This is a genomic window from Chitinibacter sp. FCG-7, from assembly GCF_040047665.1.
Taxonomy (GTDB): domain Bacteria; phylum Pseudomonadota; class Gammaproteobacteria; order Burkholderiales; family Chitinibacteraceae; genus Chitinibacter; species Chitinibacter mangrovi.
On record NZ_CP157355.1, the window covers coordinates 3,476,350 to 3,492,418 of the forward strand.

General features: G+C 53.7%; 14 protein-coding genes. 12 read left to right on the forward strand and 2 right to left on the reverse strand.

Annotated elements, in window-relative coordinates; translation table 11 throughout:
• Nucleotides 1-70: 70 nt before the first annotated feature.
• From ABHF33_RS16375 to ABHF33_RS16430, 12 genes are all read left to right on the forward strand, one after another.
• Nucleotides 71-2,878 carry a FimV/HubP family polar landmark protein gene (locus ABHF33_RS16375; protein WP_348944950.1) on the forward strand — a complete coding sequence of 936 codons (2,808 nt, stop codon included), beginning with the start codon at nucleotides 71-73 and terminating at the stop codon, nucleotides 2,876-2,878.
• Between the two features lie 3 nt (nucleotides 2,879-2,881).
• Nucleotides 2,882-3,511: a hypothetical protein gene (locus ABHF33_RS16380; protein ID WP_348944951.1), complete on the forward strand. Its 630-nt coding sequence runs from the start codon at nucleotides 2,882-2,884 to the stop codon at nucleotides 3,509-3,511.
• A complete protein-coding gene (truA, locus tag ABHF33_RS16385; protein WP_348944952.1) occupies nucleotides 3,502-4,293 on the forward strand; it encodes a tRNA pseudouridine(38-40) synthase TruA in 792 nt (263 codons plus the stop codon). Before ABHF33_RS16380 ends, truA begins: the two co-directional genes overlap by 10 nt.
• An 8-nt stretch (nucleotides 4,294-4,301) precedes the next feature.
• Nucleotides 4,302-4,931, forward strand: coding sequence for a phosphoribosylanthranilate isomerase (locus ABHF33_RS16390; RefSeq protein WP_348944953.1), 630 nt, complete (start codon nucleotides 4,302-4,304; stop codon nucleotides 4,929-4,931).
• 2 nt (nucleotides 4,932-4,933) lie between these two features.
• Entirely contained in the window at nucleotides 4,934-6,139 is a 1,206-nt protein-coding gene (gene trpB, locus ABHF33_RS16395) for a tryptophan synthase subunit beta (RefSeq protein ID WP_348944954.1), read from the forward strand.
• A gap of 61 nt (nucleotides 6,140-6,200) precedes the next feature.
• Complete coding sequence (gene trpA, locus ABHF33_RS16400) at nucleotides 6,201-7,004, forward strand: tryptophan synthase subunit alpha (RefSeq protein ID WP_348944955.1); 804 nt, start codon at nucleotides 6,201-6,203, stop codon at nucleotides 7,002-7,004.
• A gap of 21 nt (nucleotides 7,005-7,025) precedes the next feature.
• Nucleotides 7,026-7,892, forward strand: coding sequence for an acetyl-CoA carboxylase, carboxyltransferase subunit beta (accD, locus tag ABHF33_RS16405; RefSeq protein WP_348944956.1), 867 nt, complete (start codon nucleotides 7,026-7,028; stop codon nucleotides 7,890-7,892).
• Nucleotides 7,892-9,190 (forward strand): bifunctional tetrahydrofolate synthase/dihydrofolate synthase, encoded by a 1,299-nt coding sequence (gene folC, locus ABHF33_RS16410; RefSeq protein ID WP_348944957.1) that lies wholly within the window; start codon nucleotides 7,892-7,894, stop codon nucleotides 9,188-9,190. Before accD ends, folC begins: the two co-directional genes overlap by 1 nt.
• A gap of 5 nt (nucleotides 9,191-9,195) precedes the next feature.
• The gene (locus ABHF33_RS16415) at nucleotides 9,196-10,026 is read left to right on the forward strand and encodes an SPOR domain-containing protein (RefSeq protein ID WP_348944958.1); all 831 of its coding nucleotides are present in this window, start codon (nucleotides 9,196-9,198) and stop codon (nucleotides 10,024-10,026) included.
• Nucleotides 10,023-10,514, forward strand: coding sequence for a CvpA family protein (locus tag ABHF33_RS16420; RefSeq protein WP_348944960.1), 492 nt, complete (start codon nucleotides 10,023-10,025; stop codon nucleotides 10,512-10,514). Before ABHF33_RS16415 ends, ABHF33_RS16420 begins: the two co-directional genes overlap by 4 nt.
• 27 nt (nucleotides 10,515-10,541) lie before the next feature.
• On the forward strand, nucleotides 10,542-12,077 hold the full coding sequence (gene purF / locus ABHF33_RS16425) for an amidophosphoribosyltransferase (RefSeq protein WP_348944961.1): 1,536 nt from the start codon (nucleotides 10,542-10,544) through the stop codon (nucleotides 12,075-12,077).
• Between the two features lie 164 nt (nucleotides 12,078-12,241).
• The gene (locus tag ABHF33_RS16430) at nucleotides 12,242-13,414 is read left to right on the forward strand and encodes an O-succinylhomoserine sulfhydrylase (protein WP_348944962.1); all 1,173 of its coding nucleotides are present in this window, start codon (nucleotides 12,242-12,244) and stop codon (nucleotides 13,412-13,414) included.
• 62 nt (nucleotides 13,415-13,476) lie between these two features.
• Here the strand turns inward: ABHF33_RS16430 and ABHF33_RS16435 are convergent, their stop codons facing one another.
• On the reverse strand, nucleotides 13,477-14,301 hold the full coding sequence (locus tag ABHF33_RS16435; protein WP_348944963.1) for a hypothetical protein: 825 nt from the start codon (nucleotides 14,299-14,301) through the stop codon (nucleotides 13,477-13,479).
• 661 nt (nucleotides 14,302-14,962) lie between these two features.
• A complete protein-coding gene (locus tag ABHF33_RS16440) occupies nucleotides 14,963-15,973 on the reverse strand; it encodes a LacI family DNA-binding transcriptional regulator (RefSeq protein ID WP_348944964.1) in 1,011 nt (336 codons plus the stop codon).
• Between the last annotated feature and the right edge of the window lie 96 nt (nucleotides 15,974-16,069).

Here is a 16,069-nt window from a genome sequence, read left to right on the forward strand (position 1 = left end):
TGGTAAATAAAAGTATGTGCGTGTGCGCCTACTGATTGATGAAAGCGCTGCCTCATTTCGGAGATTGCTCGTGCAAAAAACACCTCGATTTAAAGCTTGTGTTCTGGCTGTTGCCATGGCGGCACTACCCTTGTTTGGGCATGCTGCCGGATTGGGGCGATTGAATGTTTTATCGGGTTTGGGGCAGCCGTTTCGTGGCGAGATAGATCTTGTTTCCGTACAGCCCAATGAGGCTGATTCTCTGGTTGTTAGCTTGGCACCACCAGAAAGTTACAGCAATGCACGCATCGAATACCCTCCTGCGTCATTAGGCTTGCGCTTTAATATCGAAAAGCGCCCGAATGGACAATATTATGTTGTCGTCAATTCCTCTCTGCCTATCGCAGAACCTTTCCTTGATTTGCTGGTTGAGCTCAACTGGGCGACTGGTCGCATCCAGCGCGAATACACTGCGTTGATTGATCCTGCTGATTATGCCGGTGGCGTCAATTCAAGCGACAAAACCCGATATGCCAGCTCGGATCTTCCTGGTACGCAAACGCGGGGAGGGATCAAAGGTGCAAAACCAAAGCGGACCAAACCTGTTGTCAGCAATCAGACTCCAGTAAATCCAAGTCGTGACGAAGTGGCTTCGTCAAGCGATGCAGCCAGCGCCTCGACTGCGACAGATTCGCATCGCGTTCGATCTGGGGAGACTCTGGGCTCGATTGCCCGTCAAGTTCAGCCATCTGGCGTAAGTCTGGAGCAGGTGCTGGTGGGTCTATACAAGGCCAATCCATCGGCCTTCGATGGCAATATGAATCGCTTGAAGAGTGGAAAAATTCTGAATGTGCCAAGTGCGGCCCAGTTGCAGCAAACTTCAAAGTCCGAGGCCGCCAAAGAGATCCAGGTTCAGGCTGCGGATTGGAGTGCTTATCGTGGCAAATTGGCTGAGTCCGTGTCGAAAGGCCCTGCCAAGGTATTGAGTGAGCAGTCTGGTGCCGGCAAGATTACCGCCAAAGTTCAGGATCAGGGCGCGAACACCAGCGATGCAAATAAAGATGTTCTTAAGTTGTCAAAAGCTGCTGATGCAGCCAAAAAATCTGGCGACCAGGCCAAGCTGAAGGCTCTGGAGGAGGAAATCGCGACGCGACAAAAAGCGCTTGATGAAGCCAATCAGCGCGTGGCCGCTTTGCAGAAAAATGTCAGTGACATGGAAAAGCTCGCGACTTTGAAGGCTGGAGCGACGGCATCACCTGTGGCAACTGCGCAAGCTACTTCTGACCCCGCGCTGGTTGCCAGTGCTGCCAGCGAAGTGGCAAGCGAAGCAAGTTCGGAGGTGGTTGCAAGTGCTGTGGCTACTGCCAAACCTAAGCGCAGAGTGCAAGTAGAGGCTCCAGTGGCTGAAGAGCCGGGCTTGTTTGATGGTCTGCTTGATAATTCGCTTGCCTTGGGTGGTGGTGCTTTGGCGCTGGTTCTCGGCGGAGCGGGTTTGTTGTGGGCGCGTCGTCGGCAAAATCCTGGTGTGTTTGAGGACAGTATTATCACGGGCGGCGATCTAAAGGCGAATACAGTGCTTGGAAGTACTGGCGGTGGCGTAATCAGTACGCAAGCGACTGAAAATTCGTTCTTGACCGACTTTAGCCGTCAAGGTCTGGGCACGATCGATACCGATGAAGTTGATCCGATTGCCGAAGCGGAAGTTTATATGGCTTACGGTCGCGATGCGCAAGCCGAAGAAATTTTGAAAGACGCCTTGCATAAAGATCCTTCCCGTCATGAAATCCGGATGAAGCTGCTGGATATTTACGCCGCAAGACGTGATGCTACTTCATATGAAGAGCATGCTTCTTCATTGTTTGCGGTGACTAACGGCCAAGGTGATTTGTGGCGCGAGGCGGCTGCCAATGGCCGCGCTATCGATCCAGAAAACCCTTTGTATCGCAAGGAGCCTGCTGGTGTGGTCGATACCAGTTTGGCTGCGCCTGCTGTTGTGGTGGGGGCGTCCGCACTTGAGGAAGTCACTGCGCCGGATTTGAGTGCCGTAGCAAGCAATGAGCTGGACTTTGAGTTGGATTTTGATGCCGAGCAAGGGGCTGCGCCAGAGGCGCTGGATTTGTCTGTGTCGCCTGTCGATCTCGATCTTGCTGTTGAAGCGTCGCCTAGTCCTGCTGAAGCTACGCTAGATGCAGGCGACGATTTGGCATTGGATGCAGCCTTGGATCTGGATGTTGTCGAGCCTGAAAACGCGCCTATCGAGTTGGCTGCAAGTGCAGATGATGCACTGTTGTCTCTGGATCTGCCAATTGATACGGGGTCTGCGGCTGAAGAACTTTCGGCAATTGATCAGTTGCTTGATCTGGATCTGGATGCCGAATTGAATATGAGTGCCCCAGAGGCTTCGGCGATTACTGCTGCGAATGATTTGACTGAAGATTTTGCCGCAACAACCGAGCTTGATGCTTTCGGGGGCTTTGAACTAGGCGCGGATAAAGAGGCCGCCCAATTGGCAGAGCTGCCTGCGGAGTCCTTGCCGATTGCTGAAGATTTGGCAGCTGAAGAGGACGATCTGAAGCTTGATTTTAATTTCGATCTGGAATCGGCAGAAGAAGTGTCAGCATTCGATGTGGCTAGCGCCAGTGAAGCTCCAGCTCTGGATTTGGATAGTACGGGTGTGGATAGCACCTTTGGCGATATCAGCCTTGATCTGAGTGAAGCCGCGGCTGCCGGTGATCTGGATTTTGCTGCTGACGATCCTGTGCAGACCAAGATTGATCTGGCCAAGGCCTATATCGACATGGGTGATGTCGAAGGTGCGCGCGAGATCTTGCAAGAGGCACTGCAGGAAGGTTCGGATGCGCAGCAGCAACTGGCAAAAACACTGCTGGCTGATCTCTGATAATTGAAATTACACGCTGTTAATATTCTGGCGCTCTGGTTTTGGCTGCTTTCTCTGCTGCCATGGCTTGAGCGCCTTTCTCTTTTTCTGCTTGCTGCGTTGCTGTTCTGTATGGCGCTGTTTTTTGCGGGTACGCGGCTAAGCAAAAGCTTGCCTAGAATGCGCTGGCTGTTGCTGGCCGTCTTTATGATTTATGCCTGGTCAACGCCGGGTGTCTATCTATGGCCGCACGCACTTTCCCCTACTGTAAATGGCATCAGTCTGGCTATCGAGCAGCTTGCTCGTCTGGTTTGTGTAGTAGCCAGTTTGCAAATCATGCTGACGTTTTTGTCGAAGAGCGCTATAGTCGCGGGTCTGTATTATTTGCTTTTGCCGCTGGATTGGATTGGATTTCGTCCTGAGCGGATGGCGGTGCGCCTGAGCTTGACGCTGGACTATGCAGAACAATTGCTTGAGCAGAAAAACCGCTTTGCCGATGTGCTTGGCGACTTGATGCGAGCCCCGGAGCCATCTGGCGAGCAGCTGGCCATTGAGTTTAATGGTTTGTCTCTGACGCAAGCCGTGTTTCTGGTGGTGCAGCTGGGGGCAATTGCACTCACTATTTTGATTGGGAATGCCGCACTTTGGAATTGAAACGCTACGCTTTAGCTGTTGAGTATGATGGCAGGGCTTTTAATGGCTGGCAAATTCAGCCTGATGTTGCAACAGTGCAAGGTGAAATGGAGCGCGCCATTGGCCAAATGGCTGGGCACGCCTTACGCGTCCATGCTGCAGGGCGGACCGATGCCGGGGTGCATGCCACGCGGCAGATTGTCCATTTTGACACTGCAGTTAACCGGCCGATTACTGCGTGGGTGCGCGGGGTGAATAGCTTTTTGCCGTCGGGCATCGCCGTCCTTTGGGCTCAGCAGGTGTCGGACGATTTTCATTCGCGTTTTGTCGCAACAGCGAGGCATTACCGCTATCTATTGTTGCAGCATCCGGTGCGACCCAGCCTGCTGGCTGGGCAGGTAGGCTGGATTCACAATTCGCTGGATCTGGAAAAAATCTCGGCAGCCAGCCGCTTTTTGCTGGGCGAGCACGATTTCAGTAGTTTTCGTGCCGCTGAGTGTCAGGCACTCTCGCCGGTGAAGCAAATGCTGAAAATTAATATTGGTCAGCAAGGCGATCTGATTTATTTTGATTTTTCGGCCACCGCTTTTCTGCATCATATGGTTAGAAATATCATGGGTGCCTTATTGCATATTGGTAAAGGCAATGAGTCGCCAGAGTGGATGCAGTGGCTCATTGCACAGCAAAACCGCAGTGTGGCACCGCCGACGTTTATGCCGGATGGTTTATATCTGACCGGGGTGAGTTATCCCGAGAAATACGGTTTGGCGACTGAGCCGATCCAGCGTTTTGGTCTGATTTGAGGTTTTCCATGGCTATTCCCCGTATTAAGGTTTGCGGTCTGCGTGATCGCGAGACGCTGCTACAAACTATTGCATTGGGTGCCGATGCGATTGGTCTTGTTTTTTATCCACCCAGCCCACGCTATGTCACCATAGAGCAAGCCAAAGAGCTGGCGGCGGCTTTGCCTGCCTTTACAACGGCGGTGGCGTTGTTTGTGAATGCAGAGGCTGATTTTGTCAGCGCCGTGTTGGAAAACGTCCCGATCGACTTACTGCAGTTCCACGGCGATGAGAGTTTGGCCGATTGTGTGCAATTTGGTCGCCCATTTATCAAGGTGCTCAGGGTAAAACCTGACATAAATTTGGTAGAATACGCGCAAAGTTATGTTCATCCTTTGTGTCGTGGCATTATGCTCGACGCTTGGGTTGATGGCGTTCCCGGCGGCACTGGTGAAGCGTTTGATTGGCAAATTTTGCCCGAAAGTTTGCCGCTGCCGCTGATTTTGTCGGGTGGTTTGCACGCTGATAATGTGGCCAATGCAGTGCGGCAAGTGAAGCCCTGGGCTGTTGACGTCTCTAGTGGCGTTGAGAGCAGCAAGGGGGTTAAAGATTTAGAGCGGGTTTGTGCATTTATTAATGCTGTACACAGTGTGAGATAAAGATGAACGATAAATATCAGCAACCGGATCAGCGTGGACACTTTGGTCAGCATGGCGGCATTTATGTCGCTGAAACTTTGATGCCTGCGCTGGACGAACTCAAGCAAGAGTTTGAGGCCGCAATCAAAGACCCGGTATTTATGGCCGAATATCGCCACGATCTGAAACATTACGTTGGCCGTCCTAGCCCGATTTATCATGCCGAGCGGTGGTCAAAGGCTATCGGTGGCGCGCAAATTTATCTCAAGCGCGAAGATTTGAATCACACTGGCGCACACAAAGTCAACAACACCATCGGTCAAGCCTTATTGGCGCGTCGGATGGGTAAAAAACGCGTGATTGCCGAAACCGGCGCAGGTCAGCATGGCGTGGCTTCAGCGACCGTCGCTGCGCGTTATGGCATGGAATGTGTCGTGTATATGGGCGCAGAAGACGTTGCGCGCCAGGCGCCGAATGTATTCCGTATGAAATTGCTCGGCGCGACCGTTGTTGCCGTTGAATCCGGCACGCGGACGTTGAAAGACGCAATGAACGAAGCCATGCGTGACTGGGTCACCAATGTGGACTCGACGTATTACATCATCGGTACTGCGGCAGGCCCGCACCCGTATCCGCAATTGGTGCGCGATTTTCAGGTCGTGATCGGCGAAGAATGTAAAGCGCAAATGCAGGAAATGCTAGGCCGTCAGCCTGATGCGGTGATTGCCTGTGTCGGCGGTGGCTCGAACGCGATTGGTATTTTCCACCCTTATATCGAAGTGCCTGGCGTGCGCCTGATCGGCGTTGAAGCCGGTGGTGACGGTGTAGAAACCGGCCGTCACGCCGCACCGCTGACGTCGAACGCTAAAGCCGGCGTGCTGCACGGCCAGCGCTCTTACCTGATGCACGACGAAAATGGCCAGATTTCCGAGACGCATTCGATGTCGGCGGGTCTGGATTATCCGGGCGTTGGTCCGGAACATAGCTATCTGAAAGACATTGGCCGCGCAGAATATGTGGCGATCAATGACGATGAAGCGATGCAGGCTTTCCACGATTTGTGCAAATACGAGGGGATTATCCCGGCGCTTGAGTCCAGTCATGCGCTGGCCCAAGCAGCGAAAATGGCCGCCACCATGCGCCCGGATGAAATCCTGCTGGTGAATTTGTCGGGGCGTGGTGATAAAGATATTCCGACGATTGCGAAAAAACTCGGCATTCAACTCTAAATGTGATCTAGGGGTATCTGCCCCTAGCTCAGTCTCAGTATAGCTTTGGTAGATATACCCTATGTCACGTATTGAATCGGTAATGCAAAACCTCAAGGCGGCCAATCGCCAGGCCTTGATTCCGTTTATTACTGCGGGCGATCCTGCGCCTGCCAGTACCGTGGGTCTGATGCATGCGCTGGTCGCTGGCGGCGCAGATATTCTGGAATTGGGCGTGCCGTTCTCTGATCCGATGGCCGACGGCCCGGTGATTCAGCGCGCGTCCGAGCGTGCCTTAAAGCACAATGTTTCGCTACGCGATGTGTTGGCTTATGTGGCCGAATTTCGCCAAACCAATGCCAGCACACCGGTGGTGCTGATGGGTTATGCCAATCCGGTTGAAGCGATGGGTTATGAAGCTTTCGCAACTGCCGCCGTTGCTGCGGGTGTTGACGGTGTTCTCACGGTTGATATGCCGCCCGAAGAGGCCGAAGAGTCCGTCTCCGTCTATAAAAAACACGGCCTTGATCCAATTTTCCTCTTGGCGCCGACAACGCCGGAATCGCGCGTCAAGGAAGTGGCACGAATGGCCAGCGGCTATGTGTATTACGTTTCATTGAAAGGCGTCACCGGCTCGGCCAATCTGGACGTTGCCAATGTGGCCGAAAAGCTTGATTTCCTAAAGCAATATCTAAATATTCCAATTGGTGTCGGTTTTGGCATTCGCGATGCCGAATCGGCCAAAAATGTCGCCAAAATTGCCGATGCCGTCGTGATCGGTTCGCGTTTGGTGCAAGAAGTTGAGCAGGGTGAAGCAGGGCTTGCAAGCCGCCTCACCGAGTTCCTGTCTGGCGTACGCGCTGCAATGGATACAGCCCGCGTCTGATCAGACCGTAGAGGATAAAAAATGAGCTGGTTACAAAAACTATTACCCCCAAAAATCAAAAGCCGCACCACACCGAATACCTCGGCCGTGCCGGAAGGCTTGTGGAGCAAGTGTTCGGCGTGCAGTGCGGTGCTGTATCGCTCCGATCTGGAAAACAATCTGGAAGTCTGCCCAAAATGCAATTTCCATAATGCCGTTCCGGCGCGTGCGCGCTTGAACCAGTTGCTGGATGTAGAAGGGCGTTATGAAATCGGCTCCGAAGTCAAACCAGTCGACGTGCTCAAGTTCAAAGCCAATAAACGCTACAGTGACCAATTAACTGCATCAGCCGCTGCAACTGGCGAAGATGATGCGATGGTTGTGATGCAAGGCAGTATTTTGTCGGTGCCTGTGGTGGTGGCGGCGTTTGAGTACAAATTCATCGGTGGCTCAATGGGCTCGGTGGTGGGCGAGCGTTTTGTGCGCGGCGTGAAAGTGGCGATTGAAAATGATTTGCCCTTTATTTGCGTTTCGGCTTCAGGCGGCGCGCGAATGATGGAAGGCCTGAATTCCTTGATGCAGATGGCTAAAACCAATGCCATCCTGACCAAGCTGGCCGACAAGAAGCTGCCGTTTATTTCCTTGCTGACCGACCCGACCATGGGCGGTGTTTCGGCTTCGTTTGCCTTTATTGGCGACGTTGTCATGGCCGAGCCAGGTGCACTCATCGGTTTTGCTGGCCCGCGTGTGATCGAGCAGACCGTACGTGAAACGCTGCCGGAAGGCTTCCAGCGTTCGGAATTCTTGCTGGAAAAAGGCGCGATTGACATGATTGTCGATCGCCGCGAATTGCGTCAGCGTCTGGCTGATGTACTGACCTTGCTCAATAATCAGGCAGCCGTGAATTAATGAATGTAGCAACTGGGGCTGGTCTGGGCCGTGACGCCACCTTGGCCGAATGGCTCAATTATCTGGAACAACTGCATCCTGTCGCCATTGATATGGGCTTGAGCCGGGTCAAGACGGTGCAGGAGCGCATGGCGCTTTTTCCGTACTGCCCGGTGATCACCGTGGCCGGAACCAATGGCAAAGGCTCGGTTTGCGCGATGTTGACGCGCATACTGACCATCGCCGGTTATAAAGTGGGTACTTACACCTCGCCGCATCTCTTGCATTACAACGAGCGCATTGCCATCAATGGCGTGCCGGTGGGTGATGCGGCGATTGTGGACAGCTTTGCGGCCATTCAGGCCGCGCGTGGCGATATTTCCCTAAGCTACTTTGAATTTGGCACGCTGGCCGCCGTGCATCAATTTATCGCGCAGCAAGTTGACGTGATGGTGCTTGAGGTGGGGCTGGGTGGTCGGCTCGATGCGGTGAATATTTTCGAGCCAACCGCTTCTGGCGTGGTCAGCATCGGGATTGATCATCAGGCCTATCTGGGTGATACCCGTGAAGCAATTGGTGCCGAAAAGGCGGGTATCTATCGCCAAGGCAAGCCAGCCTTGTGCTCTGACCCTATACCCCCACAAACACTGATTGATGTCGCACATGCTGTTGGTGCAGACTTGCAATTGATCGGTCAGCACTTCGGCTTTGAAATGCAGGCCGAAGGTCAGCAATGGGTGTGGTGGCATCGCAATGGATTACGCAAAAATGCCCTGCCGATTCCGGCGCTGCGCGGCAAATACCAGATGAGCAATGCGGCGATGGCGCTGGGTTTGCTCGAAGCGGTGAAAGAGCAGCTGCCCGTCTGCCTGGGCGACATCAAGCGCGGCCTGCTGGAAGTGGAATGGCCGGCGCGTTTCCAGGTATTGCCCGGCAGACCCATCGTGGTGCTCGATGTGGCGCATAACCCCCATGCAGCCGCGGTATTTCGCGCCTCGCTCGATAATATGGGCTTTCATCCGGTGACGCATGCCGTGCTCGGCATGATGCAGGACAAGGACATCGACGGCGTGATCAAGCTGGTGGCCGACCGGATCGACGTCTGGCATCTGGCCGCTCCCCAATTGCCACGTGCGGCCACTGCGGCGTCTTTGGCGCAAACCGTGCTGGCGATCTCGCCGCGCGCCAAGGTGCTCGAGCACGAAAGCGTAGAAAAAGCCTACCGTGCAGCCTGTGAGGCAGCGAACGAAGCTGATAGAATTCTGGTCTTTGGCTCTTTCTTCACCGTGGCCGAAGTCATGCAGGCACGTGGACAGTAAAAAATATGGCGAATGTTAGCGACGAGTTGTTGCAGTTAAGAAAACGCGCGCGCCGCCGCCTGCTCGGTGCCATTGCGCTGGTGGTGTTTGCACTGACAGTGCTATGGACTGCGCTGGATGGTGAGCCGCCCAAGTCGCTGCTGGAAAACCAGTCTGTCGAAATTATTTCCAGCGCACCTGCGCTGTCATCCGTGGTTTCGCTCGATCAGCCGCAAGTGGCGAGTGCCGTAGCGCCCGCCGCATCCGAGTCGGCTGCGCAGGAAGTGCTGCCGGTGGCTGCTGTTGACGCTTCCCGAATTGCTCCCGTTGCGCTGCCAGGCAAACTGGTCACGCATCAGGAGTCCGCCCCGCAGGTGGTCGCCGCTAATGAATCGATCAATGCCGAATCGGTCAATGCCGCCCAGCGCGCCGCCACCAATGAAGCCGCTAAGCCTACGGCCAGACCCGACATTGTGGCCACCGCCAAACCGAGCGCACGCCCCACCGCTGCGGTTAAAGCCAGCCCTAAACCCAGCCCGAAGCCAACGGCCAAGCCCGCTCTGGACCCCAAGGCCATTCTGGAAGGCGCGCTGGATAAAACCGCCGAACCCAAAACCGGCAAAATCTATTACATCCAGATTGGCGCTTACGCCGACCCGGATAAAGCCGCACAAACACTTAAAAAACTGAAAGACGCCGGCATTCCGGCGCGTAGCGAGCAAGTGTCAACGCCCAAGGGCGAGCTGACCCGCGTACGCATTGGTCCGGGTAATGACGAAGCCAAGGCCAAGGCCTGGATGCAGCGTCTGGATTCGCTGGGCGTACCGGGTACGCTGGTAGTCAAGGCCGCGCAATGACGCAGTTTGACTATATCGCGCTGGGCATTCTGGGTTTGTCGATGCTGCTCTCGGTGATGCGCGGGCTCACGCAGGAAGTGCTGGCATTGGCAGCCTGGGTGCTGGCTTTTTGGACTGCGACGCAATTTGCTGACGATGCTGCTGGCATGATGCCATCGGCGTTGTCATCCGACAGCTTGCGCTATGTCGCCGGTTTTATCGTGGTGTTCTTTGTAACCTGGCTTTTATCTGCCATTGTTCGCATTACCCTCAACCAATTTCTGAAAGCCAGCGGCCTTAAGCCGGTAGACCGGTTTCTGGGTGCGTTTTTTGGCGTGGTACGTGGTTTTTTGCTGATGTTGACGCTGGTGGTCTTGTCCGGTTTAACCAGTTTCCCCAGTACGGCGGTTTGGCGTGATGCCATGTTTAGTCCGCTGTTCGAGCAAAGCGCGGAATTTGTAAAACCGTGGTTGCCCGAAGTGCTGGCGTCGCGGATTAAGTTTGAATAATTTTTGTAAGTCTAAGGGTCTGAGCTAATGTGTGGCATTCTAGGTGTGGTCGCCAAAACGCCGGTTAATCAAATGTTGTACGACGGTCTGCTGGTGCTTCAGCATCGCGGCCAGGATGCAGCCGGTATCGTTACAGCCGAGCAACAGGTGTTGCATATGCATAAAGGGCAGGGGCTGGTGCGCGATGTATTTCGCACCCGCAATATGCGCTCTTTGCAAGGCAATGTCGGCATTGGTCATGTGCGCTACCCGACTGCCGGATCGGCGTCGAGTCTGGCTGAAGCGCAGCCGTTTTATGTCAATAGTCCGTTTGGTATCGTGCTGGCGCACAATGGCAATCTGACCAACGACAAACAGCTTAAAGAAGATATGTACCGCACCGACCTGCGCCATATCAACACCAATTCGGATTCCGAAGCGCTGTGTAATGTGTTTGCCCATGAACTGTCGCGCCGTGTGTCAGGCCCGCAGCTCGATGCTCAAACGGTATTTGACGCGGTCAAAGCCGTGCATCGCCGTGTGAAGGGGGCCTACGCGGTGGTGGCGATCATTGCCGGTTTTGGCATGGTGGCTTTCCGTGATCCGCACGGCATCCGTCCACTGTCGCTCGGCGTGCACGACACGGCTGATGGCCGTGAATACATTGTGGCCAGCGAATCGGTTGTGCACGATGTGCTGGGCTTTAAATTCGAGCGTGATATTGCACCGGGTGAAGCGGTTTATGTCACTTTTGACGGTGAATTCTCTAGCCAGCAATGCCATTCATCACCAACGCTGATTCCCTGTATTTTCGAGCATGTGTATTTTGCCCGCCCTGATACCGTCATCGACGGCATTTCGGTGCACGAAGCCCGCCTGAAAATGGGTGAGCAGCTGGCAGAAAAAGTGCGCAAGCAAGTGCCTGCGCTGGATATTGACGTGGTGATTCCAATTCCCGATACCAGCCGCGATTCGGCGCTGCAACTGGCCGATGCACTGGGCCTGCCGTATCGCGAAGGCTTTATGAAAAACCGCTATATTGGCCGCACCTTTATCATGCCGGGCCAGGCCAGCCGGAAAAAATCGGTACGCCAGAAGCTGAACCCGATTGCCGTTGAGTTCCGTGGCAAAAACGTCATGCTGGTTGACGACTCGATTGTGCGTGGCACGACTTCCAAAGAAATCGTGCAGATGGTGCGCGATTCGGGCGCGAAAAAAGTCTATCTGGCTTCAGCTGCACCGCCGGTTAAATTTCCGCACGTTTACGGCATTGATATGCCAACGCGCAATGAATTGATCGCAACAGGCCGTGACGCGGCGCAAATTGCCGCTGAAATTGGTGCCGATGGCGTGATCTATCAGGATCTCTCCGCGCTGATCCAAGCATGTACCGATGCCAGTGGTGGCAAAATCACGCAATTTGAAACCTCGTGTTTTGATGGCCACTACATCACCGGCGACATTACCGACGCTTATCTGGACGAGCTGGAAGCCAAGCGCCTCTCACCATTGTCGACCAAGGCAGACAATGTGGGCTCGGTAGTCGATCTCAATATTGGCGTTGCCGAACAAAATTTGATTTAATTGTGCAAAGCACACAAAAACGGGAGCTACGGCTCCCGTTTTTATTTAAGTACCAAGCCAGAAGTTTTCCCTTGGCGCCTCGAAGTACAGTGAGTACAAGCAAGTACAACGGTATGACGAGGCGGCAAAGCGTGAACACTTTTGTCTACTGACAAGGAAAAAACATGCTCGATTTTGACGATCTTCATCCCGAAACCCTCGCCGTACGTGCCGGTACGATGCGTTCCGAATTTGGCGAACATTCGGATGCCATGCATTTAACGTCGAGCTTTGTCGTTGGGTCGGCCGAAGAAGCCGCGCTGAAATTCACCGGCCAAGTGCCCGGTTATATCTATTCGCGCTTTACCAACCCGACGGTGAGCGCTTTCGAGCAACGTCTGGCGGCGTTGGAAGGCGGCGAGCGTTGTGTGGCCACGGCATCGGGGATGAGCGCGATTTTGTCCTTGTGCATGGGCTTGCTCAAATCGGGCGACCATATCGTGTCGTCGAACAGCCTGTTTGGCGCGACGATCCAGCTGTTTAACGCCTACCTAGGCAAATTTGGTGTCACTGTGACGTATGTCTCGCCAACCGACGTCAATGCTTGGGCGCAGGCCGTTACCCCCGCAACAAAATTATTTTTCCTTGAAACACCGTCCAATCCGCTGACCGAAATTGCCGACGTGGCCGCGATTGCTGCTGTTGCGCATCAACACAATGCCTTGCTGGTGGTTGATAACTGCTTCTGCTCGCCAGCGCTGCAGCAGCCGCTTAAACTCGGCGCCGACATCGTTGTGCATTCAGCGACCAAATACATCGACGGTCAGGGGCGGGTGCTCGGTGGTGCAGTAGTCGGCAATCACGCGACGCTGGAGCCCATCTATTTATTCCTGCGCACGGCAGGCCCGACGCTGTCGCCATTCAATGCCTGGGTGATGCTCAAGGGCTTGGAGACGCTGGGTATCCGCATGAAAGCGCATTGCGAGAAAGCGCTGGAATTGGCCACTTGGCTCGAAGCGCAGCCGCAAGTCGCCAAAGTCTATTACCCTGGACTGAAATCTCACCCGCAGTACGAGCTGGCACAGCAGCAACAAACCGGCGGCGGCGGCGTGGTGTCGTTTGATCTGGTTGGCGGCAAAGACGCCGCCTGGGCCCTGATCGACAAAGTCGAGCTAATGAGCCGCACGGCTAATCTAGGCGATACGCGAACAACGATCACGCACCCAGCCACCACCTCGCACGGCCGTCTGACGCCAGAAGCCCGCGCAGCGGCAGGGATTGGTGATGGTCTGGTGCGGATTTCAGTGGGGCTGGAGCATGTTGGGGATTTGATTAAGGATATTCAGCAGGGGTTTTGATTGAGCTTTTGATTCAAATAAATAATGGCGCTGTGGCGCCATTATTTATTTGAAAAGAAAAATTATTTTTTCTCTAGATTGTTCGTTGCGCTAGGTTTTGGAATGTCAGTGTTTCCTTTGAAAATAACGTTTGAGGGCCCTGTCGGTTTTGTGCTTGGTATTGGAGCTTGTAAAGGTGCTGTTGTAGGCGTGTTGGTATTGGAGTTGTTTGAGTTGTTCGACACGTTTTTTTCCTTTGCTGATTGATTCGTTGGTTGAATAAGTTGTACTTGGTATGTTTTTTCTTCCGATGTAGCTTTGTTGTGAATATAGAGTAAACCCGATGGAGCTAACATTAAGATTGAAATTGCAACTGCGGCAGTCGAACGATGTAAGTAGTTTCCTCTAATTATATTGTTTTGGCTATTCCAGTCGGCTGCATCGGCTAGCAGATTGTTTAAATAGTTTGAGAAATCAAAGTTTGTGCTTTCTTCTGCGGTTGCAGTTGAGTTTGATGTTGGGTTTTTTGTGTGCCATTCAAGTAGATCGGCGCGATATAGTAAAAGTGATGCTGAGTTAGGTAGTTTTTTGTATTCATAATCTAAGAATGATTTAAATGTAAAGAAAACTGATCGTGCAATAAATATTGCTGTGAGAGTTATGAAGAATAAGAAGATGTATGTCTTGATGCTTGAGTTGTACTGATAGTCAATTGATATTATTGATGCAGCACTTGAAACAACAGTTACTGCAACGATAGGTATGTTGATTGCAGATGCAATGGAGTTTCTTTGTTCTAGCTCAAAGTCATATTGTTTTTGAAGAAGTTCGTTGTGCATCTTATTTGAGATATCTTTTTGGGATGATTTTATTTCAAATATTGTAATGGTTTTATGTGCCTTCGGCACAATGTTTTCAATGCGCGTTCCGCCGCGCGCACGGGTTCATTTCTTTTGCTTCGCCAAAAGAAACAGAACCAAAGAAAAAGCGACCCCGGCATCTGCATCCCGCTTCGCGGGATACCCTCACTGCGGACAGTCGAGGCGGCGGTTGCGCTTAACAAAACAGGCGCAACCGAAACCCCGCCCCGCCTGTTCCTCGCTCGGCGCAGATGCAGGGGAATCCACGTGGCACAACGATCTGTGCATATACGTGCTAGGGTATTGTTCGGAAGGTTAATTTTATTCTTGATTTGATCGATATACCCCTTGATTGATTGGCGTGTAGGCTGGGCTAAGCCTGCGCAGCCCAACGTCAATCGTGACAAGTGACAAATAAACTGCAGGATTATTCCGGCGGTTTTGTTTTATGTGTCTTCGGTACGATATTTGCCCACGCGTTCCGCCACGCGGACAGGTAAGGGCTTTGCGTTGTAGCCAAAGCCGACTGCGACCCGGGGCGTAGTCGGCTCCAGCGTGCCCTCTCTCGTTAAGAGCCAAACGATAAAACTGCTTATCTCGCGTCTCGCTCGGCCTGCTTGGACGGGATGTTAAGCCCCAGAGCAACGCCAGCGGTTTCTTATTAGTGCGTATTAAGAATATTGCCCTGGATATTAATCACAGAGCAGCACTAAGCAAAGCTCTGCCGCCAGTTGATGTGTGCTTGTATCCAGACCGATTCAATGCTCTCGCCAGCCAGCAGTGCAATGATGTGGCGCAGGCTTTGTGCGGCCAGTTGCTGGCTGTCTTGTACCACAGCGTTGATCGGGCGTGGCATGCAGTCGAGCAGGCGGTGGTCGTCAAAGCTGAGCAAATGCTGCGGCGCTGTTTTGAATTTGTCTTTTTCATTGATAAAGGCCAGCACGCCTTCCAGTAGCGAGATGGATGCGGTAAAGACCGCCTCCGGGTAGCGCCCCAGTTGCTGGTAACAATCGGCCATCATCGCGTAGCCGCTGTGCTGCTGGTAGTCACGATGAAAAATCAGTGCCAGGTTGGCTTCGGCGTGTACTGCCTGCCAGGCTTGCTCAAAGCCTGCCAGCCTGTCCACGCTGGGCGAGAGCGCAATCTGCCCGCCAAAATAGGCAATTTCGCGCACGCCATGCGCCAGAGCGCTGCCGATCAGCTCCTGGACTTTGTCCTGCGCATTGCTCACGACAAAGGGCAGGGTGCTGCCGATCACGCGGCGGTCAACCAGCACCAGCGGCAGCCTTTTGGCCCATTTGGCGTACAGTTTGGCGTTGGTGGTGCACGGCACCAGCATCAGTCCGTCCACCTGACGCGCCAGCAATTGCTCGACGGCGGTGACTTCCATCGCCGCCTGATCATTGCTGCAGACCACAAACAGCTGAAATCCAGCCTCGCGGCACAGTGCTTCCAGCGCCTGCGCCAGCATGGCATGGGCAAAATTACCCAGCTCGGGCACGACCAGACCCAGTGTGCTGCTGCGCCGGGTGCGCAGCGAGCGCGCGGATGTTGAGGGCTGGAAATGGTGCTCGGCGGCAATCTGCTTGACGCGCTCCACCGTGGCCGGAGCGATGCGATATTGCTCGGCGCGATCGTTGAGCACCATGCTGGCCGTGGTTTTTGAAACTCCGGCCAGGTGGGCGATATCGGCAATGGTGAGGCGTTGATAGGCTGTCATTGGATTCCTGTTGAGCCCTATTGGGCACCGATGCGCTCATCGGCTGGGCTGTCTTGCCGGGGCGAAGCAGGGAAACCAAGCAACTTTTCCACTGCT